Source organism: Aliarcobacter cryaerophilus ATCC 43158 (assembly GCF_003660105.1).
Classification (GTDB): Bacteria; Campylobacterota; Campylobacteria; order Campylobacterales; family Arcobacteraceae; genus Aliarcobacter; species Aliarcobacter cryaerophilus.
The window spans coordinates 765,133-787,061 of the sequence record NZ_CP032823.1; the positions used below are offsets into that span (position 1 = coordinate 765,133).

Sequence of the window (21,929 nt, forward strand, 5' to 3'; positions counted from 1 at the left end):
GATGTATACAAAGAATTTAGAGGAGATATGTAAATATCTCCCAAATAATAAGAGTTTTGTAGTTTATGGTTCTGGTTGGACTGGATATAAATTTGAATATCTTTTGAGAATTTTAGGTAAAAATATTGAGTACTATATAGATGATACTATAGAAGATGTAAGAAATGGTATAAAAATAAGCTCATTAGATAATACAATAAGTAGAGAGAAAGATATAAGCAAATTTTTTGTTCTAATAGCTACCCCAAGCATTAAAGGTATAGAGATTATAAGCAAAAAACTAAGTAAATATACATCAAAAATTATATCTTTTGATGAAGCATTTTTTAACCTATTAGATAATATTGACTTATTTGAAGTACACAAATATATTGATAATTATATCAATTATTTTGAAGCAAATGATTTTAAAGATGCGATAACAAATGGGTACTTATTAAATAAATGTATTTACAGATATTGCGCAAATGAAGAATTAATGTATTTTTATAATGATATTAGATTGAAAAAAGATGATAATGTACTAGATTGCGGTGCTTCTTGTAAAAAATATGGGCATAATAGTGCTCTAGATTTTGTTAAATATACTGATGGACAAATAATTTGTTTTGAACCAAATATTGAAAGTTTCGTAGAATTAAAAGAAGAAGTAAAAAAATATAAAAACATTATTGTACACAATAAAGCTTTGGGAAATGAAAATAAAATAGTAAAACTTCATGGGCAGAATCAAAGTTCATATATCTCCGAGAATGGGACTGGGCAAGAAATTGAATTAGTTAAAGTAGATGACTTTTTAAAAGATACAAAAATAGACTTTATAAAAATGGATATACAAGGTTATGAGATGGAAGTATTAAGAGGTAGTGTAGAAACTATCAAAAAAAATAGACCTATATTATCATTATCTGCATACCATCTAGATAATGATATACCAAATATTGTAAGGTTTATATTAAGCTTAAATTTAAACTACAAGATGTACCTTGTGAATAATGAAGGGTTCTTTTGGGATGGTGTTAAAATCATAGCAAAGGTAGATGAGTAATGAAGTGGCAAAAGAAAGGTTTAATTTATCAGCCTCCAAAAGACAATAGTTGGAGAGATAATTCAGCATTAACTCCAACAGCTTTTTTACTAGATGAAAATACGATAAGAGTATATGCAAGTTTTAGAGATACACAAGGAACGGGTAGAATTGGATATGTAGATGTAGATGCTAATGATCCTTCTAAAATTTTGAAAATATCAGAAAATCCCGTATTAGATATCGGTAAAGATGGTATGTTTGATGATAATGGTGTAATACTAGGAGATTTAATTAAAGTAGAAAATAAAATCTATATGTACTATGTTGGATTCCAACTTGTGAAAAAATCTAAATTTTTAGCATATAGTGGACTAGCAATTAGTGAAGATAATGGTGAAACATTTCAAAGATATAAGAATACTCCTATTATGGATAGAGAAGATGAAGCTTTATATATTAGAGCGATACATTCTGTGATTTTTGAAGATAATAAATTTAAATTTTGGTATGCAACAGGTAGTGGATGGGAAAATATTGATGGAGTTGATTATCCTCAGTATGATATTAATTATATTGAATCAAATGATGGAATTCATTTCAAAGAAAACGGAATTAAGTGTATAGAAAATGATAAAACAAATTTAGAATACAGAATAGGCAGACCAAGAACATACAAAAAGAATAATGTATATATTATGAATTTCACATATGGAACAACTGATGGAAGATATATAGCAGGACAAGCTAATTCATCAGATGGTGTAAATTGGGATAGAGATGATAAAAGTTTAGGAATTGAATTATCTAAAGAAGGTTGGGATTCTATACATTTAAGTTATCCATCAATTGTACACACTAAAAATAAAACTTATATGTTTTATAATGGAAATAATATGGGACAAGATGGCTTTGGTTATGCCGAGTTAATCGAGGAATAGATGAGAATAGTTAAATATACAACAGATCATAAAAATATTTGGAATGAATTTGTAAGAAATTCAAAAAACAGTCATTTCTTCTTTCAAAGAGATTATATGGAGTATCATAGTGATAGATTTGAAGATTTTTCCCTTATGATATTTGATGAAACGGATAAATTAATAGCAATATTACCTGCAAATATAAAAGAAAATATTCTATATTCTCATCAAGGGCTTACTTTTGGTGGATTTTTAGTAGATGATAAAATGAAAACAGAAACTATGCTAGAGATTTTTGAAGCATTAAAACATTTTCTAAAAGAGCAAAATATACAAAAAGTAGTCTATAAATGTATTCCATATATCTATCATGCTAAACCATCTGAAGAAGATAGATATGCTTTATTTAGGAATGATGCAAAACTTATAAGAAGAGATGTGACTTCAACTATAGATTTAACTGAACAAGTTAGATATTCCAAAGGGAGAAAGTGGACAGTAAATAAAGCTAAAAAAGAATCAATAAAAACTTTTGAGTCAGATGACTATGAAATATTTTGGGAACTTCTAATAGGAGTACTAGAGTCAAATCATGAAGCCAAACCAGTACATACACTTGAAGAGATGAAAAAACTAGCTAGTTTGTTTTCAAAATATATTAAACTTTTTTTAGCTAAAAAAGATGAGAGAATTGTTTCTGGAGCTTTAATCTATGAGAATCAAAATATTGTTCACACTCAATATTTAGCTAACAGTGAAGAAGGAAGAGAATTAGGAGCATTGGATTTATTGATCGATTATCTAATCAAAGATATTTATAAAAATAAAAAGTATTTTGATTTTGGAATATCAAATGAAGATGCAGGAAGATATTTAAATACTGGATTAATAGCTCAAAAAGAAGGTTTTGGAGCAAGAGCTGTAGTACATGATTTTTATGAATTGGAGATAAAATAAGATGGTTCCATTTTTAGATTTAAAAGGTTTAAATGCTCAATATAGAGCTGAATTGATAGAAGCTTGTAGCAGAGTAATAGATAGTGGTTGGTATGTTCAAGGAAATGAATGTAAAGAGTTTGATAAAGAGTTTGCACAATATTGTGGGACGAAATATGCCATAGGTGTAGCAAATGGTCTTGATGCTCTTATTTTGATACTTAGAGCATATAAAGAAATGGGAATTATGAATGATGGTGATGAAGTGATAGTTCCATCAAATACATATATTGCTTCTATTTTAGCAATTTCTCAAAATAATTTAGTACCAGTTTTAGTTGAACCTGATATAAATACATATTTACTAGATCCTTCAAAAATAGAAGAAAAAATCACTTCAAAAACAAAAGCTATTTTACCAGTACATCTTTATGGTCAAACCTGCCAAATGGATAAAATAAATGAGATAGCAAAAAAACATAATCTAAAAGTTATTGAAGATTCAGCTCAATCTCATGGAGCATATTTTAAAGATAAAAGAAGTGGGAATCTAGGAGATGCTAGTGGATTTAGCTTTTATCCAGGTAAAAATCTAGGAGCTTTGGGAGATGGTGGAGCAGTAACTACAAATGATGAAGAGTTGGCAAATACCATAAAAGCACTAGGAAACTATGGAAGCCATAAAAAGTATGAAAATCTTTATAAAGGGGTAAATAGTAGATTAGATGAGATACAAGCTGCTATGCTTAGAGTAAAACTAAAATACCTTGATAATGAAGTAGAGAAACGAAGAGAAATAGCAAATTATTATCTACAAAATATCAAAAATGATAATATTATTTTACCAACAGTACGAGCGAAAAATAATCATGTGTGGCATTTGTTTGTAATAAAAACAAATAAAAGAGATGAATTACAAAAATATCTTTTAGTTAATGACATCCAAACATTGATTCACTATCCAATACCACCACATAAACAAACTGCCTATAAAGAATGGAATAATGAAAGTTATCTTACAAGTGAGCAGATACATAATGAGGTAATAAGTTTACCTATAAGTGGGGTGCAAAGTTTTGAAGATACTATGAAAATTGTAGAGGTATTAAATGGATACAAATAATTTACCTCTTGTATCGGTTCTTTTACCATCTTATAATCATGAAAAATATGTTGAAGAAGCAATATTAAGTGTTGTAAATCAAACATATAAAAATATAGAATTGATAGTAATCGATGATGGTTCTAATGATAATAGTCCAAAAATAATTGAGAAGTTACAACAAAAATATAGATTTAAATATGTCCATAGAGAAAATAGAGGTTTAATTAAAACTCATGAAGAAATGATTTCATTATCTAATGGAAAATATATTTCCTTCGCATCATCCGATGATTATTATGTAAATAATAAAATAGAAAAATTAGTAGATTATCTTGAGGGAAATATTGATTATGCGATGGTCTTTTCAAAAATTATATTAGTGAATAACAATTCTCAAGAAATTGAAAAAATCAACGAAAATTATATTTCAGGAAATATTTTTCAGTTTTTATTAAGAGGTGATTTTTTTATTAATGGATTATCTGCAATCATAAAATCTTCAATTTATAAAGAATACAAGTTTATACAACAAGAATATATTGATGATTTAAATATTTGGTTATATGTTGCAAGTAAGTACAAAATAGGTTTTATAGATGAATATTTAGCATATTATAGAAAACATGATAATCATATGTCTGGAAATATACTAAAAATGCAAGAATCTGAAGAGATGATCATAAATCAATATAAGGATAAAGAGTGTTATAAAGAAGCAATAAATGAATGGAATCTTCGATGGTTTCATAATACTTCATTATGTTATAAAAAAATTGCTTTTACAAAATATCTTCCGAAATTGTTGAAGCCAAAAAATTTATTTCGACTAAAATTATATAAAGCTCTTATACGATTTTTAATTCCTTGTAGTTGGCAACGATAATGATAATAGTCAAAATTATAGGTGGACTAGGAAATCAAATGTTTGAGTATGCTTATGCTAAAGCTTTACAACAAAAAGGTTATGAAGTTAATATAGATATTTCAGAATTTGATACTTATAAATTACATGGGGGTTTTCAATTAGATAAGTACGATATTGATTTACAAATCTCCTCAACACAAGAAAATGATACTTTTTATAAAAGAAACATTTTCTTTTCTATTTTAAATAAATTAAATTTATTGCCTCGTAAAATAATAAAGGAAAGAGATATTAGTTTTTGTAAAGAATTGCTTGAAATCAAAGACAATAGTTATGTCATGGGTTATTTCCAGTGTGAAAAATACTTTATTGATATTAAAAAAGTTTTAATAGAACAATTTAAAATAAATCAGCCTATCTCATCATTTACTTTTGAAATAGAAGAAAAAATATTGAAATTTAAAAATAGTTGTTCCCTTCATATAAGAAGAGGAGATTATACACATAAATCAAATGCTAATATTCATGGGGTTTGCAGTTTAGATTATTATAAAAATGCTATAGAAGTAATGAAAAATCAATTAGGTAATGATATTGTATATTTTATTTTTTCAGATGATATAGAATGGGTAAAAAATAATTTAATAATAGAAAATGCTATATATATAGATAGCCAAGAAACAAGACTTCCTCATGAGGATATTTATTTAATGAGTTTGTGTAATCATAATATTATAGCTAATAGCTCTTTTAGTTGGTGGGGAGCATGGCTTAATCAAAATCAAAAGAAAATTGTAATTGCACCTAAAAAATGGTTTGAAAATACAAAGATGCAAAAACAAGTAAAAGATATCATCCCAGATACTTGGATAAAGATTTAAAATGAAAATTCTTATAACTACTGAACAATATTATCCTATAAAATCTGGTGTTTCGAGCGTTGTCACTGCTATTGCGGAAGAGTTAGTAAAAATAGATTATGCTGTATATGTAGCAACTGGATTTGAAAATCGAAAAGAATTAACTCATAATGGAGTGAATATAATTGAATTTAAAGTATTTGGTGGATTTGGTAATTATTACAGAGGAGAAACAGAACAGTACAAAGAATTTATCAAAAATTTTGAATGTGATGTTATGATTAACGAATGTGTGCAAACATGGAGTACAGATTTAATTTTAGATAGTTTAGATGTTCTTAAAGCCAAAAAAAAGTTTTTACATTCTCATGGCTTTTCACTTTTAGCTTATAGAACAAAAAATCCTTGGGCATATATAAAAGGAAAGTTTTTTTATTGGACTTTATATAAATATTTAAAAAAATATGATCATATTTTTCTTCTTCATGATAAAACCGTAGAGACTTCATACCTTAATAAATATGGAATAAATAGTTATTCCTATTTACCTAACGGTGTAAATGAAGATTTTATTGCTGAAGATATTCTAGAAAAAAAAGATAAATATATTTTAAACATATCTAACTATTTTCCATTAAAAAACCAAGAATTCTTATTAGAAGCTTACTATAAAGCTAAAACTAATTATAAGTTAATTCTTATAGGAAATTCAATTTTAAAAGATTACTTAAATAAATTAAAGAAGCTGAAATCTGGATATGATAAAGAATATGGAGTTAAAGAAGTTCATTTTTTGTATGATATTTCTAGAGATAAAACAGAAAAATATTTAGAGGATGCAACAATTTTTTTACACTCTAGTAAATTAGAAGTTTTTCCAATGGTTATAGTCGAAAGTATGGGCAAAGGGATTCCATTTTTATGTACAGATGTAGGGAATGTAAAAGAACTATGTGAAGAATTAGTTGTTTATAATATTGATGAGATGGCAAGTAAAATTGATGTTTTGTTAACTAATGATTCTAAATATAAAAAACTTTCTACAGATTTGCTTTTAGAAGTAAAAGCAAATCTAAACTGGAAAATAATCTGCAAAAATTTGAGTGATAAATTGAATGAAATTAAATAGAAACCTTTTTTATTTAAATAATATTTCTTTCTTATCATATGTAATATTTGCTATTTTTATTATATTAATACAAAATTTATTTTTAAATGACACATTTTTACAAGGCTTATTTGTAAGTGATGCATTATCTTTAACTGCAACATACAATAATTTATTTGCATCAAATAATTTCAATATATTTGATTTAGATTATACTTATTTGGGTTTATATTATGTATATTATTTTTTTGAAGGATACTATTGGATTCCAAATTTATTGTTTATTTATTTAAGTTTTATACTTTTAAATAAACTATTTTTCAATCTATATGGAAATTATTCAAATAAAGTTGTTTTTTTATTGTTACTAAACCCATACAATTTATTAGTAATTAATTATATAAATAAAGAGATAGTGCTGCAATTTTTAATTATATTATTTTTTTATTATTTTTTTAAAGATAAAAAACTAATAACTATTTTATTCTTATCAACAATTGTATTTTTTATTAGAGATGCTTATGGGGCTATTTTGCTAGGCTTTTATATATTTAGTATAATCTTCAAGAATAATTTTAAGATAGGGATATGGATTGCTTTCATATTATTATATGTAGTTCAACTTTTTATATTTCAATTTAGTGATTTCCCTTTAATTGAAAGGAATTTGGATTCTACTAATAATTCATTTGAACATTCATCTCAGATCTTACAAGATGCACAAGGTATATTTTATTTTTTATATAAAATTATCGGTAATATAGTGTCCTTAAGTCTCAGACCTGCTTTTGTAACTTCAACTGATGGTATTTTTCTTTTGGGAATTGGATATTATTTTCTAGGATGGGTACTATTATTAACATATGTCATAAATATTTATGGAATTTTGACTACTCACATAACATACAAATTTAAATTAATTTTTTATTTTCAAATTTTTTCATTATTGATGGTTAGCCAATCTTTTTTTATTATGCCAAGGTATCTATTTCCTTTTCTGCCGATTTATTTGCTTCTGTCAATATATATTCTGAAAAATCATAAATATAAGTACTATAATAATTTATTGTATTTAGTGCCTTTTTTTATACTATGTGCAGTAATAGTACTTATATATTTTAATATGAATATTGTGATATCTATTTAGAATTTAGATAATTAATTTAGCTTATATAAAGGAGTTTAATGTGATTTCAGTTTTAATTTGTGTTTACAATGGAGAATCTTATATTAAAGAAACAATAAATAGTCTATTGTTACAAACATATAAAGATTTTGAGATTCTCGTTATTGTCAATTGTACTAATGATTCAACGATAAAGATTTTAGAAGATTTTAATGATAATAGAATAAAGATTTTCCAAACCAACATATGCCAATTATCTTATAATTTAAATTATGGATTAATGAAATCAAATAGTAAATATGTAGTAAGAATAGATGCAGATGATATTGCAGAACCAACTAGAATCGAAAAACAATTTAAATTTATTGAAGATAACAATTTTGATGTAGTAGGATCAAATGTTGAACTTATTGATGAATATGGAAAATTTATAGGAGAAAAAAAGTATCCTGAAGACAATATAGATATTAGAAAAAAGATATTTTATACTAATCCATTGGCACATCCAACAATAATATATAAAAAATCAACGATTTTAAAAGTTGGAGGATATATGAATGGGAAAGTAAGTGAAGATTATGATTTGTGGTTAAGATTAATGAGAGATAAAAAGATAAAATTTTACAATATGCAAGAAAAATTAACTTTATATAGAATTCATACAAATCAAGCTAGAGGGAATAAATTAGCATATTACGAAATTTGTGGCTATATGATTAGAGAAACTTTTTATCAAAAATCATTTAAATTTTTTATTGGATTTTTAGTTTATCTAGCAAAATCGATTATAAAATAAGGAAGAATGCAATGAAAAAAATAATTTTAGTTTCAAATAGTTCATGGAGTATGATAAAGTTTAGATTAGGACTAATGAAAGAACTTATATCTAAAGGTTATAAGATTACAATAATTGCTCCTTATGATAAACACGTTGAAGAGATTAAACTATTGGGATGTTCTTATCAAAATATCGATATGGACAATAAAGGGATAAATCCTTTGAAAGATTTAAAATTATTATTTAAACTCAAAAATATGTATAAAAAGCTTAATCCTGATTTAATTATTCACTACACTATAAAACCAAATATATATGGCACTATAGCAGCAAAATTAGCTATGGTAAAATCTATAGCTGTGGTAACTGGACTTGGGTATATATTTATAAACGATACAATAGTCTCTAAAATAGGAAAAGTACTCTATAAGTTTTCTTTCCAGTTTTCGAGAAGAGTGCTATTTATAAATCATGATGATAAAAAAGAATTTATTGAAAATAATCTAGTAAATAGCAAAAAAGTTATGGTCTTACCAGGTGAAGGTGTTAACACGGATTTTTTTGATGATCAAAACTTTAAAGATAAAAGAGTATCAATAAAATTTTTACTTATAGCAAGAATGCTATTTGATAAAGGTATTAAGGAATATGTAGAAGCAGCTAATATGCTAAAAGAGAAGTACCCAGATGCAGAATTTGGATTAGTTGGTTATTTGGATGTGGATAATCCTAGAGCTATATCAAAAGAACAAATGATAGCTTGGCAAAAAGATTGTAATATTGTATTCTATGGTTCTACTGATGATGTGAAAAGTTTTATTTCAAGAAGTGATTGTATTGTATTGCCTTCTTATAGAGAAGGAATAAGTATGTCACTTATGGAGTCAGCATCTATGTCTAAAGCATTAATAGCTACTAATGTACCAGGATGTAAAGAACTTATAGAAAATGGAGTAAATGGATTTTTATGTAATGTTAAAGATTCCATAGATTTAGCTGTTAAGATGGAACTAATGTTAAATCTGAGCAATGATGAAAGAAAAAGAATGGGTCAAGCAGGGAGGAAAAAGATGATAAAAGAATTTGATGAGAAAATTGTAATTAATAAATATTTTAAAATTATAGAAGAAGAAATAATATGAAAAGTATTATCTTATTTCTATTATTAAATTTTTAAATTAAAAAGATATATTTATATAATCTTAGCTAAAATCTAGCTTTATTTTATAGGGAAGAGAAGATGATAGTTTTAGGTAGAAAATACAAGTTCACGCAGTTTGAAAAAACAAGACTTAATAAAAAGTTTAAAAATCAGTTTATTATCAAATACTCAGAGCGAGACCCTTTTGAAGTTCTTGAAGAGTTGAAGTGTTTGCTGGATAAAACAGCAGTTGAAATTATTGTGCTAAACACAAGATACACTGTACCAAATGAAGTTATAAAATACCTTACAAACCTACAATTTGAAAGAAATATCAAACTCATCACTATAGAGCAATTTATGGAAAAATATCTACACAAATGCTATATCCCAGAAGATCACACAGATTTAAACTACCTTCAAAATATCAAGCCTTTTAATATTTTTGAGTACTTTATGAAAAGATTTATTGATTTTTTAGGAATTTTTTGTTTGTATGTTCTTACTTTTCCTATAATGGCTTATTCAAGAAGAAGAATCAAAAAAGAATCCCCAGGAACTAGTATGTTTAAGCAAGAAAGAGTTGGAATAAACAACAAAGAGTTTAAGTGTATCAAATATAGAAGTATGAGACTAGATGCAGAAATTAGCGGAGCTAAATTTGCATGCGAAAACGACCCTAGAGTTTTTCCTTGGGGTGAGATTATGAGAAAAACAAGAATAGATGAACTTCCTCAAATGCTAAATGTATTAAAAGGAGATATGCACCTAATTGGTCCAAGACCTGAGCGAAAATTTTGGATAGAACAGTTTGAAAAAGAGATTCCATACTACAATGAGCGACATCTTATTCGCCCTGGAATTACAGGTTGGGCTCAAGTTATGTATCCATATGGAGCTGGTGTTGAAGATGCAAAACAAAAACTAATGTATGATTTGTACTATATAAAACACTATAGCCTTTGGTTGGATATTAAAATTATTTTTAAAACTATTTTGGTAGTTTTAGGTAAAAAAGGATTATAAAAGCGATAGGGTTTGACTATAAAGTATTAAATATAGTACAATATTTGATATTTTAAAAGGAGTCTTAAATGCAACCAATCTTGTCAAAATATACAGCAAGTATAACAGAACTTAAAAAATCACCTTCACAACTACTAAAAGATACAGGAGATGAAGCAGTAGCAATTTTAAATCACAATATAACTAGTGCATATCTAGTACCAAGTTCTTTATATGAAAAGATGATGGATATTATAGATGATTATTATTTAATAAAAGAGCTAGAAGAGAGATTAAGCTATAAAGAAGATGAGCTAATAGAGGTCTCTTTAAATGATTTATAAAATAAAATTTACTCCAATTTCATATAAAGAGTGGAATAGTCTTGATTCAGCTATTAAACTACAATTTAAAAAAAAATTAGAAAAAATTGTACATAATCCAAGAATAGTAAAAAATAAATTAAGTGGATATAAAAATATATATAAAATAAAGCTAAGAAGCTCTGGTTTTAGGCTAGCATGTGAAGTAAAAGAAGAACAAATAGTTATATTAGTTTTAAGTGTAGGAAAAAGAGAAAATAATAAAGTATATGAAAAACTGAAAGAAAGTATGACAAAAGAGACAGATAAAGAAGAGTTTAAAAATTTTAACAAAATAATATAAAAAAGGAAAAAAATGATACTAATAACAGGCGGAGCAGGTTATATTGGAACTCATACTTTAGTAGAACTAAAAAAAGCAAATTTTGATTTTGTAGTTTATGACAATTTTTCAAACTCATCAAAAGAGGCTCTAAAAAGAGTTAAAAAAATAATTGGCTCAAAAGTAAAATTTGTAAAAGGTGATATAAGAGATAAAAAAGCTTTGAGAAAAGTTTTTAAAAAATATACCATAGATTCTGTTATTCACTTTGCTGGACTCAAAGCTGTAGGAGAGAGTGTTGCAAAACCTTTGAAGTATTATGATAACAATGTTGTAGGGACTATTAAACTTTTAGAAGTTATGCGTGAGTTTAACTGTAAAAAAATAGTTTTCTCTTCAAGTGCTACTGTTTATGGAAACCCAGAAACTTGTCCAATAGATGAGAGCTTTCCTATTGGAGCTACTACAAATCCATATGGAACTAGTAAATATATGATTGAAAGAATATTAGAGGATTTATATATAAGTGATAATAGCTTTAAAATTGCTATTTTAAGATATTTTAATCCAGTAGGTGCAGAGGAAAGTGGACTTATAAGGGAAAATCCAAACGGTATTCCAAATAATCTTATGCCATATATCTCTCAAGTTGCTGTTGGTAAATTAAAAGAGCTAAGTGTATTTGGAAGTGATTATGAAACAAAAGATGGTACAGGAGTAAGGGATTATATCCATGTAGTTGATTTGGCAAACGCTCATGTAAAAGCTATAGAGTATCTTTTTGGAACAGGAACTTTATTCCCTGTAAATAAAAAAGATGAGACTAAAGTCTCATTTCCACTTATTTTAAATATTGGAACAGGAACTGGATATAGTGTTTTAGATATTATAAAAGCTTTTGAAAAAGCAAGTGGAGAAAAAATACCTTATAAACTAGTAAATAGAAGAGCAGGGGATATTGCAATTTGCTACTCAAATCCACAAAAAGCAAAAGAGATTTTAAATTGGGAAGCAAAACATAGTTTAGATGATATGTGTAAATCTAGCTGGAATTGGCAAAGTAAAAATCCAATAGGGTATGAAAAAAAGTGAAGAAGAGTTACTTATTTGTGAAGATAAAATATCAAAATTAAAAGAGATAGTTCCAGAATTTGATCATAGATTGAATTAATGTTCCAGTTGAATGGACCTCTTAAAGATGGTTTTGATACAATCACAAGCTTAAAAACTAAAAGGAATCAAAAAATGCAAGAAAACAAAATTTTAAATGAAGATGAGATAGATTTAAGGGAATTATTTGAAACTATTTGGAAAAAAAGATTTTTTATAATTATTTTTACTTTTACAATAACTTTAATCGCTTTTATTTATGTTTTACTAAAAAATCCAACACCAGTTTATGAAGGAAATTTAAGTGTTCAAATAGGAGAAATACAAAGTGAAAATTTTGGAAATAGAATTATAGAAACTCCTCAGAATTTATCTTATATTTTAGGAATAGAGTTTAAAGTTAATTCAACTATTGCTAAAGGAACAACTTCTATTCTTGAAATAAAATATTCAAATGAAGATAAAGCAAGAATAAAAACTATTTTAGAAGATGTTAAAAATTTTATTATAACAAAGCATGAAAATGATACTTCATTTTATAAAAATAAAATTATGACAAAAGAAATTGGAGATATTAAAATATCAGAAGAAGCTATTAATAAACCTAAAAAAGCTTTAATTGTAACAGTTGCTTTTATAACTGGATTTATTCTTTCAATATTTTTAGTATTTCTTATTCAATTTATTCAAAGTATAAAAAAAGAGTCTTAAACTCTTTTTTATACTTAAAAATTCTTTAATCTTTTATTGTCTTTTTCCAAATGTAATAGCATAAGCTTGATTTCTAATATCAAACAGTGGATCATTTGGAGCACCTACACCTGTTGGAATTTCTGATGGAAAATAAACATCTGAATTACATGTATTTCCGCTATATTGCGAAACATTTAGTGTTCCTACAAGCTCCTCTTTATGTTCTCCACTCCATAAAGCTGTTGTATCATTTGTTACATCATTTTTATTTGCATAAACTAAATACATTTTATAAGATACAGGTTTATTTTTAACATATTTACTAAAATCATCTTCTAAAAATTTATCACCTTTTTTCTCTAATTCCTCTTTTGTAAGATATTTTATCCCATCAACAGGAACAAATTTCCATCTAGCAGGAATCATATCTCCACTTTTTTTATCTTTAAACATAAATGTATGAATACTGTAAAACTCAATATTTGAAACACTAGGAGTTATTCCTCTTTTGCTGTTGTAGTCAATAAAATTACGATAAGAATCTACTTCTTTCATAAGTTTAGCAATATTTTCTTTATCAACTTTTCCATTTACAGGAATGTTCATTTCAAAAAATTGTCCAAACTCTTGTGGATTTTTTGCAAAGTTAATCTCTGTATTTAACATAACCATTGTCCAAGCTTCATTTTCACCATTAAGTTTAATAGCAAGTCCTCTTGGTTTGCTTTTATCTGTTTTTAAAGCTCCACCCAAAGAGTATCTAACTTGTGCATCTATATTTTTTTGATTTAAAAATGGAATATCTAATTTAGATGTAATATCTTTTGATGGAATAAAAGAACCATCTCCACAAAAACCAACCGCATGATTTACTTTTCCTTTTGGGTTATTTTTGTCATAATTTAATGTATAAAAAATATCTGCAATTCTTTGTGCATCATATACATTTGAATTTGTCTCTTCATTTGCTTGTGAAATTCCAGCTAATAGTGAAGCTGATAAAAATAAACTTACAAAACTTTTTTTCATTTTAAATCCTTTTAAATTTTATTAAATTAGGAGTGGATTTTAGTGTTTATAGGTTAATAGTAAATTAACTTAGCTTTACACAAAAAAATGTATAAAAGCTTAATTAAAATATTGTAAGAAAATTATTAAAAATAGCGCAGCAACTATTGTTTGTACAGTTATTATTGATGTCATTAAAGATAAATCACCACCTAATTGACGTGCTAAAATAAATGCACTAGGAGCAGTTGGCATAATAGCAAATAGAACTAATATAGCAATCATTAAATTATCTAGTGAAAAAGAAATTGCTAAGATATACATGATAAGTGGTAAAACTATAAACTTTGCAATCATAGTAACAGTTAAATCTTTTTTTGCACTTTTTATCTCTTTTAAAACTAATGTATAACCAATAGATATTAGACCTAATGGAAGAGCAGCACTACTTAAGATTTTTAGTAGATTCTCTATGCTAATTGGTATTTTTATTTCAGAAAAGTTTATTAAAGCTCCTAAAACACAAGAAATTATTAAAGGATTTTTTACAATAGATTTAAATAAATATATAAAATCAATTTTATTATTATTTGAGTACAAAGCAAATATAGAAATAGATAAAATATTTAAAAAAGGTATTGCAAAAGTTATAATAATTGCAGCTAATACTAAACCTTTATCTTCAAAAATAGAGCCACTAAGAGCCAAAAATACATAAGTATTAAATCTTATTCCACCTTGAACTATTGAAGTAAAAGAGCTGTTTTGTGTAGGGCTTAATTTATTAAATATCATCAAAATTATCATAGTGATAAATATTGCAAGAAGGCAAACAGCTATAAAAGATATGCTATTTGAGTCAATTTTAGCTTTAGATAAAGTAAAAATTAATAATGCAGGCATCAAAATATAGTATGTTAGTTTATCAGCCATTGGCCAAAAATCAGGTGAAGGGAAACTTATTTTTTTAAATAAGTACCCAATCATAATTAGTGAAAAAATAGGAATGAGGCTAGAAAATATATGTTCCATTTTTTAATTTTTGCTTTTTAACATCTCTTTTAATATAATTTTTCCACCTTCAACACCTGGTTGGTCATAAGTGTTTATTCTTAGTAATTTTCCTACAATTGAAGTTAAAAGTTCGTAGTAAAATAGAAGTTTTCCTATTTCGTATTCACTTATCTCTTCTATTTCTATTAAATCAATAGGAATATCTTTTTTATACTCTTTTACTGATGCTATTGTAGCATCTGCTTGAAGATTTATTAACTCTTTAAAATCAAGATTATTTATATAATCAAGCTCTTCTAATCCACTTAAACTAATAGGAGCAATTTTTGTATCATCTTTAAAATCTTTAATTTTTATAAATGTTACAGTTTTATCTCTTTTCCCTTCTACAATAAGCTGTAAAAATGAGTGTTGATCAACTGGTCCTAAAAGTCCAATTGGAGTTAAACCTTGGTTTGTGTTATTTGCATCAATTTTTCCAAGGCTCTCTCCCCAAAGTTGTATATACCACTTATTAAAACCTTCTAAAAGTTGAGAGTATGAAAAAACTGCATTTATATTGTAAATATCTTTGTATTCATAGTAAGTTCTAGCTTTTTTTATTAAATGAGTAAAAAGTTCATACTGTTCAAAAAATGATGTAGATATTCTTCTAGCTCCATTTAAAAGCTCATCAATATCAAAACCAGCTAAATATAAAGGAACTAATCCAACATTTGATAAAACAGAAAATCTTCCACCAACATTTTTTGGAATATCAAAAGTTTTTATATCATTTACTTTTGCAAAACTATTTAGTTTGCTATCATTTTCAGTTATTACTAAAAGATTTGATTTATCCATTTTTATAATTGAACTTAAATATTTAAAAATAGAAATTGTTTCAATAGTTGTACCTGATTTTGAAATAACTATAAACAAAGTATCTTCTAAATTAAACTGAGAGATTGTTCCATTTAAGTTTACAGGGTCTGTACTTTCAAAGAAAAAAATCTCTTTTTTTAAAGATTTATTTTTTTGTTTATGATATTTTAAGAAGTTGTATATTGCATAAGTTCCTAAAGTACTTCCACCAATTCCAATTATAGCAATATTTTTTTGTTGAAAATCAAGAGAATCTAACTCTTTTTTTAGATTTGTTATATCACTATGAGGCAAAGAGTAGTAACCTATCTCTTCACGCTCTTTTTTTATCTCTAAGAAAATATCTTCATCGCTTAGAGATACTTTTGGATAATATAGATTATTTTTCACTACTTTTTCCCGTTATCTTTTTTTTCTTCTTTTTTCACATTTTTTATTGATTTATCATAAAAGTAGTTTGTAGCTTTTACAAATCCATCGATACTTCCACAGTCAAATCTTTCACCTTTAAATTTATAAGCTAAAACCATACCATTTTTTGCTTGAGTTAAAAGTGCATCAGTTATCTGAATTTCTCCACCTTTACCTGGTTTTGTCTCTCTAATAATGTCAAAAATATCTGGAGTTAAAATATATCTTCCAATAATCGCTAAATTTGAAGGAGCAACTTCTGGTTCAGGTTTTTCAACCATGTCTTTTACCATGAAAATTCCTGGTTCTATCTCATTTCCAGCAATTACTCCATATTTATTTGTATCTTCTTTTGGTATCTCTTCAATAGCAACAATTGAGCAGTTATATTTTTTATATAGCTCAACCATTTGAGATAAAACACCTTTATCAGGTGCATCACATAAGTCATCTGCTAGAAGCACAGCAAATGGTTGATTTCCAATTAAGTTTTCACCACATAATATTGCGTGACCTAAACCTTTCATCTCTATTTGTCTTGTGTATGAAAAAGTACACTTTGTAATAACACTTCTAATCTCTGTTAAATAGTGTTCTTTGCTAGTCCCTTTGATTTGATGCTCAAGCTCATAAGATATATCAAAGTGGTCTTCAATAGCTCTTTTCCCTCTTCCTGTTACAATAGACATATTCTCAATACCAGCAGCAAGTGCTTCTTCAACTCCGTATTGAATAAGTGGTTTTGTTAAAACAGGTAACATCTCTTTTGGTGTTGCTTTTGTTGCAGGTAAAAATCTTGTACCATATCCAGCAGCTGGAAACAGACATTTTTTGATTGGATTGTTTGTATTGCTCATATTATTTTCCTTGTAATTTATTAAATAGATTTATTAATGCATCTTCATATACTTTTGCATTTTCTTGATTATCAGCTTCAAATCTTGTTACTAATTTTGGAGTTGTGTTACTAGCACGTACAAGTCCCCAACCTTTTTCAAAAATAACTCTTACACCATCAACAGTTATAATATCCTTGATTTTTGGAAAATCTGAAGGTGGATTTTGTAAAGCAACTTTTAATTCTTCAATGATTTTAAATTTTGTATCTTCTGTTACAGTTATATTTATCTCAGGAGTTGAATATACTTGTGGTAAGGCTTCATACTCTTTATCAAAATCAAAACCAGCATCGATTAACTCTAAAGCTCTAAAAGTAGCATAAATAGCATCATCGTATCCAAAATATCTATCATTAAAGAATAGATGCCCTGATACTTCAGCAGCAAAATCTGCATTCATCTCTTTAATTTTAACTTTCAAGTTTGAATGTCCTGTTTTATACATAATAGCTTTACCATAAGAGTTTATAGTGTCATACATAACTTGTGAACATTTAACTTCACCAATAACTGTTGGGTTTTTCATATGTTTAGAGAAGAATATCGCTAATATATCACCTTTGAAGTTATATTTTTTTGAAAGTAGGGCAATTCTATCTGCATCTCCATCGTAAGCAAAACCAAAATCAAACTCTCCACTTGCTAACTCTTTTTTGATATCTTCTAAAGTATGCTCATCACTTGGATCTGGGTGATGATTTGGAAAATTTCCATCTGGCTCTTCAAATAAAATTTTATTTTTAATATTTAGTTTTGTTAAAATCTCACCTAAAACAACACCAGCAACACCGTTACCACAATCAAAAATAAACTTTTTATTTTCAAGTTTTAAATGTTTGAAGCTTTCAACTATATAATCAATATATCTATTTTTTGAATCAATTTTTATAACAGCTTCATTATCATCAATATTTGAATTATCCGCTAAAATATCTCTTCCTAAAGAATAAATATCTTCTCCAAAAAATGGCTCTTTATTTAATGTTATTTTAAAACCATTATATTCAGGTGGATTATGTGAACCTGTAATCATAATAGAACCATCACATTTGTATCCATCTATTTCATTAAAATTAGCAAAGTAGTTTGCAGGAGTTGGAACTAATCCCATATCCAAAACTTTTAAACCAGCTTTGTTTATTCCTGAACTTAACCAACCTTTTAAAGTTGGTGAATGAAGTCTTGCATCATAACCAACAGCCAAAAAAGAAGCATTTGGAACTCTTTTTAATAGTGCCTTTGCTAAATAAAACCCAATTTTTTTTACAATATCTTCGTTTAATTCCTTTTGAAATATCCCTCTAATATCATATTCTCTAAAAATAGATGAACTCATTTATATTACAACTCCTATTGTATAATTAAAAATTGTGGAATTTTATCTTAAAATCGTTAAATAATTGTATATACCGATAGCTTAGGCATTTAACGATGCCTTGTGTTAGATTTGTGCAAAGTTATAATTTTGACTATCTAAAAATATGAGTTTTTTCTCATGATTACTTTTTATATATTTTAAATATTGGAATGACATCAAGAATGTTGATTTAATAGTGATTCTAAAGTATGAATTTTAAACAAATTATTTTGTTTCATATATTTTTTAATATATAAAAGATACATAAGAGGAATAAATTTTACAAATAATTTTCCATCAATTAGCATATTATAAGTCATTTTCTAGTAACTTTAAACTAAAATACTATCAAAAATGGAGCTGATGGATGATTACTCTTTATGTCGATGGTGATGCTTTTCCAAATTTGCTCAAGCCAATATTACTACGCTCAATAGAGAGATTACAGATTAAAACATATGTAATAGCAAACAAAAAGATAAATATAGGCGAGTCTTGTCACGTCAAGTACATCATCGTAGATACTTTAGCAGATGAAGCAGACAATAAAATAGTAGAGATGTTAGAAGAGGGCGATTTGGTTATTACTGCTGATATACCACTAGCAGATAGGGTGATAGAAAAAAATGCACATGCAATTGATCACCGAGGTGAACTTTATAGTGTTGATAATATCAAACAATACTTAGCGATGCGAAATCTAATGGAGAGTATCCGTGAGAGTGGTGAGATTACAGGCGGACCAAAACCATTTTCACAAAAAGATGCGCAAATGTTTGCAAACCAGCTCAATAGTTTTTTGATTAAATATTATAAATAAACTTACTTAAGTTATAAGAAAATTCCGTGTCAGCAACCAATTGTCAAATTTGTACAAAAGATTAATATATTTACTCGTTACATAATTGTACAAAACTCAAAAAAAGTGACAAATTTCAAAATTTAACCAAACTTTAAGAGTAATCTCTTGACAAAAGGAAAAAAAGGCACTATAATTCCCGTCCAATTTGACCGAAGGGTTTAAAATTAGAGTTCTTTAAAATAGATATGAAGTTTAAGAAGTAATCTTTGTAAACTAAATATAATGATTGTTAAAAGTAAAAAAAATGAAACAAGATATAAATAGTAAAATATTTATTACTTGTCTATAAATTTGAGTGATAATTTTGTAATTAAGTAATTAAAAACAAAAATGTCAGTTTCAACACTACATAAAGATTAGAGTAAGATTTAATCAAAAATTTATGGAGAGTTTGATCCTGGCTCAGAGTGAACGCTGGCGGCGTGCTTAACACATGCAAGTCGAACGAGAACGGATTATAGCTTGCTATAATTGTCAGCTAAGTGGCGCACGGGTGAGTAATGTATAGGTAATATGCCTCTTACTAAGGGATAACAATTGGAAACGATTGCTAATACCTTATACTCCTTGTTAACTTAAGTTAATAAGGGAAAGATTTATTGGTAAGAGATTAGCCTGTATTGTATCAGTTAGTTGGTGGGGTAATGGCCTACCAAGACAATGACACATAACTGGTTTGAGAGGATGATCAGTCACACTGGAACTGAGACACGGTCCAGACTCCTACGGGAGGCAGCAGTGGGGAATATTGCACAATGGACGAAAGTCTGATGCAGCAACGCCGCGTGGAGGATGACACATTTCGGTGCGTAAACTCCTTTTATATGAGAAGATAATGACGGTATTATATGAATAAGCACCGGCTAACTCCGTGCCAGCAGCCGCGGTAATACGGGGGGTGCAAGCGTTACTCGGAATCACTGGGCGTAAAGAGCATGTAGGCGGATTGATAAGTTTGAAGTGAAATCCTATAGCTTAACTATAGAACTGCTTTGAAAACTGTTAATCTAGAATGTGGGAGAGGTAGATGGAATTTCTGGTGTAGGGGTAAAATCCGTAGAGATCAGAAGGAATACCGATTGCGAAGGCGATCTACTGGAACATTATTGACGCTGAGATGCGAAAGCGTGGGGAGCAAACAGGATTAGATACCCTGGTAGTCCACGCCCTAAACGATGTACACTAGTTGTTGTGAGACTTGATCTTGCAGTAATGCAGTTAACACATTAAGTGTACCGCCTGGGGAGTACGGTCGCAAGATTAAAACTCAAAGGAATAGACGGGGACCCGCACAAGCGGTGGAGCATGTGGTTTAATTCGACGATACACGAAGAACCTTACCTGGACTTGACATAGTAAGAACTTTCTAGAGATAGATTGGTGTCTGCTTGCAGAAACTTATATACAGGTGCTGCACGGCTGTCGTCAGCTCGTGTCGTGAGATGTTGGGTTAAGTCCCGCAACGAGCGCAACCCTCGTGTTTAGTTGCTAACAGTTCGGCTGAGAACTCTAAACAGACTGCCTACGCAAGTAGGAGGAAGGTGAGGACGACGTCAAGTCATCATGGCCCTTACGTCCAGGGCTACACACGTGCTACAATGGGATATACAAAGAGCCGCAATACGGTGACGTGGAGCAAATCTTATAAAATATCTCCCAGTTCGGATTGTAGTCTGCAACTCGACTACATGAAGTTGGAATCGCTAGTAATCGTAGATCAGCTATGCTACGGTGAATACGTTCCCGGGTCTTGTACTCACCGCCCGTCACACCATGGGAGTCGAACTCATTCGAAGCGGGGATGCTAAAATAGCTACCTTCCACAGTGGATTTGGCGACTGGGGTGAAGTCGTAACAAGGTAACCGTAGGAGAACCTGCGGTTGGATCACCTCCTTTCAAAGAAAAAGTATTAAGATTTGTTTCTTAATATAAATAAAAAAGAAAAAAACTACTTTTAACAACATATATTTAGTTTGTAAAGATTATTTGGAAGAACAACAGATAATTTATAGGTAAATATGGGCCTATAGCTCAGCTGGCTAGAGCGCTCGACTGATAATCGTGAGGTCTCAGGTTCAAGTCCTGATAGGCCCACCATTATGGGGAATTAGCTCAGCTGGGAGAGCGCCTGCTTTGCACGCAGGAGGTCAGCGGTTCGATCCCGCTATTCTCCACCATATGTATATAAAGA

At 28.1% G+C, this 21,929-nt stretch carries 20 protein-coding genes, 2 tRNA genes and 1 rRNA gene; 18 read left to right on the forward strand and 5 right to left on the reverse strand.

Annotation, left to right across the window (positions count from 1 at the left end):
• Position 1 precedes the first annotated feature (1 nt).
• The 14 genes from ACRYA_RS03835 to ACRYA_RS03905 all read left to right on the forward strand — a co-directional run bounded on the left by ACRYA_RS03835 (position 2) and on the right by ACRYA_RS03905 (position 13,340).
• Positions 2-1,048 (forward strand): FkbM family methyltransferase, encoded by a 1,047-nt coding sequence (locus ACRYA_RS03835; RefSeq protein ID WP_105917693.1) that lies wholly within the window; start codon positions 2-4, stop codon positions 1,046-1,048.
• Positions 1,048-1,968 (forward strand): glycoside hydrolase family protein, encoded by a 921-nt coding sequence (locus ACRYA_RS03840; RefSeq protein ID WP_105917692.1) that lies wholly within the window; start codon positions 1,048-1,050, stop codon positions 1,966-1,968. Before ACRYA_RS03835 ends, ACRYA_RS03840 begins: the two co-directional genes overlap by 1 nt.
• Positions 1,969-2,907: a GNAT family N-acetyltransferase gene (locus tag ACRYA_RS03845; RefSeq protein ID WP_105917691.1), complete on the forward strand. Its 939-nt coding sequence runs from the start codon at positions 1,969-1,971 to the stop codon at positions 2,905-2,907. It begins immediately after the preceding gene.
• Between the two features lies 1 nt (position 2,908).
• The gene (locus tag ACRYA_RS03850) at positions 2,909-4,009 is read left to right on the forward strand and encodes a DegT/DnrJ/EryC1/StrS family aminotransferase (protein WP_105917690.1); all 1,101 of its coding nucleotides are present in this window, start codon (positions 2,909-2,911) and stop codon (positions 4,007-4,009) included.
• Entirely contained in the window at positions 3,996-4,874 is an 879-nt protein-coding gene (locus ACRYA_RS03855; protein ID WP_105917689.1) for a glycosyltransferase, read from the forward strand. The genes ACRYA_RS03850 and ACRYA_RS03855 overlap by 14 nt, the downstream gene beginning before the upstream one ends.
• Positions 4,875-4,912: 38 nt before the next feature.
• Entirely contained in the window at positions 4,913-5,737 is an 825-nt protein-coding gene (locus tag ACRYA_RS03860; protein WP_207796773.1) for an alpha-1,2-fucosyltransferase, read from the forward strand.
• A gap of 1 nt (position 5,738) precedes the next feature.
• On the forward strand, positions 5,739-6,845 hold the full coding sequence (locus ACRYA_RS03865; protein ID WP_105917687.1) for a glycosyltransferase family 4 protein: 1,107 nt from the start codon (positions 5,739-5,741) through the stop codon (positions 6,843-6,845).
• A 1,166-nt stretch (positions 6,846-8,011) separates the two neighbouring features.
• A complete protein-coding gene (locus tag ACRYA_RS03875) occupies positions 8,012-8,746 on the forward strand; it encodes a glycosyltransferase (RefSeq protein WP_165786096.1) in 735 nt (244 codons plus the stop codon).
• Positions 8,747-8,757: 11 nt separating this feature from the next.
• The gene (locus ACRYA_RS03880; RefSeq protein WP_105917684.1) at positions 8,758-9,870 is read left to right on the forward strand and encodes a glycosyltransferase family 4 protein; all 1,113 of its coding nucleotides are present in this window, start codon (positions 8,758-8,760) and stop codon (positions 9,868-9,870) included.
• A 98-nt stretch (positions 9,871-9,968) separates the two neighbouring features.
• A complete protein-coding gene (locus ACRYA_RS03885) occupies positions 9,969-10,895 on the forward strand; it encodes a sugar transferase (RefSeq protein WP_105917683.1) in 927 nt (308 codons plus the stop codon).
• Positions 10,896-10,963: 68 nt separating this feature from the next.
• Positions 10,964-11,218 carry a type II toxin-antitoxin system Phd/YefM family antitoxin gene (locus ACRYA_RS03890; protein WP_105917682.1) on the forward strand — a complete coding sequence of 85 codons (255 nt, stop codon included), beginning with the start codon at positions 10,964-10,966 and terminating at the stop codon, positions 11,216-11,218.
• Positions 11,208-11,540, forward strand: coding sequence for a type II toxin-antitoxin system RelE family toxin (locus ACRYA_RS03895; RefSeq protein WP_105917681.1), 333 nt, complete (start codon positions 11,208-11,210; stop codon positions 11,538-11,540). The genes ACRYA_RS03890 and ACRYA_RS03895 overlap by 11 nt, the downstream gene beginning before the upstream one ends.
• 12 nt (positions 11,541-11,552) lie before the next feature.
• On the forward strand, positions 11,553-12,611 hold the full coding sequence (gene galE, locus ACRYA_RS03900; RefSeq protein ID WP_105917680.1) for a UDP-glucose 4-epimerase GalE: 1,059 nt from the start codon (positions 11,553-11,555) through the stop codon (positions 12,609-12,611).
• Positions 12,612-12,764: 153 nt separating this feature from the next.
• Entirely contained in the window at positions 12,765-13,340 is a 576-nt protein-coding gene (locus ACRYA_RS03905) for a Wzz/FepE/Etk N-terminal domain-containing protein (RefSeq protein WP_165786095.1), read from the forward strand.
• A gap of 33 nt (positions 13,341-13,373) precedes the next feature.
• Here ACRYA_RS03905 and ACRYA_RS03910 read toward each other — a convergent pair whose 3' ends face one another.
• From ACRYA_RS03910 to ACRYA_RS03930, 5 genes are all read right to left on the reverse strand, one after another.
• Positions 13,374-14,351, reverse strand: coding sequence for a catalase (locus ACRYA_RS03910; RefSeq protein WP_105917678.1), 978 nt, complete (start codon positions 14,349-14,351; stop codon positions 13,374-13,376).
• Positions 14,352-14,450: 99 nt separating this feature from the next.
• On the reverse strand, positions 14,451-15,362 hold the full coding sequence (locus ACRYA_RS03915) for an AEC family transporter (protein ID WP_105917677.1): 912 nt from the start codon (positions 15,360-15,362) through the stop codon (positions 14,451-14,453).
• A gap of 3 nt (positions 15,363-15,365) precedes the next feature.
• Positions 15,366-16,598, reverse strand: coding sequence for a glucose-6-phosphate isomerase (locus ACRYA_RS03920; protein ID WP_105917676.1), 1,233 nt, complete (start codon positions 16,596-16,598; stop codon positions 15,366-15,368).
• Positions 16,598-17,476 carry a UTP--glucose-1-phosphate uridylyltransferase GalU gene (galU, locus tag ACRYA_RS03925; protein ID WP_105917675.1) on the reverse strand — a complete coding sequence of 293 codons (879 nt, stop codon included), beginning with the start codon at positions 17,474-17,476 and terminating at the stop codon, positions 16,598-16,600. Before galU ends, ACRYA_RS03920 begins: the two co-directional genes overlap by 1 nt.
• Before the next feature lies 1 nt (position 17,477).
• Positions 17,478-18,854: a phosphomannomutase/phosphoglucomutase gene (locus ACRYA_RS03930; protein ID WP_105917674.1), complete on the reverse strand. Its 1,377-nt coding sequence runs from the start codon at positions 18,852-18,854 to the stop codon at positions 17,478-17,480.
• 388 nt (positions 18,855-19,242) lie between these two features.
• Between ACRYA_RS03930 and ACRYA_RS03935 the strand changes: the two genes are divergently transcribed.
• The 4 genes from ACRYA_RS03935 (at position 19,243) to ACRYA_RS03950 (ending at position 21,915) form a co-directional block, all read left to right on the forward strand.
• Positions 19,243-19,695: a YaiI/YqxD family protein gene (locus ACRYA_RS03935; protein ID WP_105917673.1), complete on the forward strand. Its 453-nt coding sequence runs from the start codon at positions 19,243-19,245 to the stop codon at positions 19,693-19,695.
• A gap of 421 nt (positions 19,696-20,116) precedes the next feature.
• Positions 20,117-21,634 (forward strand): 16S ribosomal RNA (locus ACRYA_RS03940).
• Between the two features lie 124 nt (positions 21,635-21,758).
• Positions 21,759-21,835, forward strand: a tRNA-Ile gene (locus ACRYA_RS03945).
• A gap of 4 nt (positions 21,836-21,839) precedes the next feature.
• A tRNA-Ala gene (locus ACRYA_RS03950) sits at positions 21,840-21,915 on the forward strand.
• Positions 21,916-21,929 lie beyond the last annotated feature (14 nt).

What these genes read in the sequence shown, in the direction of transcription:
- ACRYA_RS03835 (WP_105917693.1), top strand. Translation starts at nt 2, where the DNA reads ATGTATACAAAGAATTTAGAGGAGATATGTAAATATCTCCCAAATAAT.
- ACRYA_RS03840 (WP_105917692.1), top strand. Translation starts at nt 1,048, where the DNA reads ATGAAGTGGCAAAAGAAAGGTTTAATTTATCAGCCTCCAAAAGACAAT.
- ACRYA_RS03845 (WP_105917691.1), top strand. Translation starts at nt 1,969, where the DNA reads ATGAGAATAGTTAAATATACAACAGATCATAAAAATATTTGGAATGAA.
- ACRYA_RS03850 (WP_105917690.1), top strand. Translation starts at nt 2,909, where the DNA reads ATGGTTCCATTTTTAGATTTAAAAGGTTTAAATGCTCAATATAGAGCT.
- ACRYA_RS03855 (WP_105917689.1), top strand. Translation starts at nt 3,996, where the DNA reads ATGGATACAAATAATTTACCTCTTGTATCGGTTCTTTTACCATCTTAT.
- ACRYA_RS03860 (WP_207796773.1), top strand. Translation starts at nt 4,913, where the DNA reads ATGTTTGAGTATGCTTATGCTAAAGCTTTACAACAAAAAGGTTATGAA.
- ACRYA_RS03865 (WP_105917687.1), top strand. Translation starts at nt 5,739, where the DNA reads ATGAAAATTCTTATAACTACTGAACAATATTATCCTATAAAATCTGGT.
- ACRYA_RS03880 (WP_105917684.1), top strand. Translation starts at nt 8,758, where the DNA reads ATGAAAAAAATAATTTTAGTTTCAAATAGTTCATGGAGTATGATAAAG.
- ACRYA_RS03885 (WP_105917683.1), top strand. Translation starts at nt 9,969, where the DNA reads ATGATAGTTTTAGGTAGAAAATACAAGTTCACGCAGTTTGAAAAAACA.
- ACRYA_RS03890 (WP_105917682.1), top strand. Translation starts at nt 10,964, where the DNA reads ATGCAACCAATCTTGTCAAAATATACAGCAAGTATAACAGAACTTAAA.
- ACRYA_RS03895 (WP_105917681.1), top strand. Translation starts at nt 11,208, where the DNA reads ATGATTTATAAAATAAAATTTACTCCAATTTCATATAAAGAGTGGAAT.
- galE (WP_105917680.1), top strand. Translation starts at nt 11,553, where the DNA reads ATGATACTAATAACAGGCGGAGCAGGTTATATTGGAACTCATACTTTA.
- ACRYA_RS03905 (WP_165786095.1), top strand. Translation starts at nt 12,765, where the DNA reads ATGCAAGAAAACAAAATTTTAAATGAAGATGAGATAGATTTAAGGGAA.
- ACRYA_RS03910 (WP_105917678.1), bottom strand. Translation starts at nt 14,351, where the DNA reads ATGAAAAAAAGTTTTGTAAGTTTATTTTTATCAGCTTCACTATTAGCT.
- ACRYA_RS03915 (WP_105917677.1), bottom strand. Translation starts at nt 15,362, where the DNA reads ATGGAACATATATTTTCTAGCCTCATTCCTATTTTTTCACTAATTATG.
- galU (WP_105917675.1), bottom strand. Translation starts at nt 17,476, where the DNA reads ATGAGCAATACAAACAATCCAATCAAAAAATGTCTGTTTCCAGCTGCT.
- ACRYA_RS03930 (WP_105917674.1), bottom strand. Translation starts at nt 18,854, where the DNA reads ATGAGTTCATCTATTTTTAGAGAATATGATATTAGAGGGATATTTCAA.
- ACRYA_RS03935 (WP_105917673.1), top strand. Translation starts at nt 19,243, where the DNA reads ATGATTACTCTTTATGTCGATGGTGATGCTTTTCCAAATTTGCTCAAG.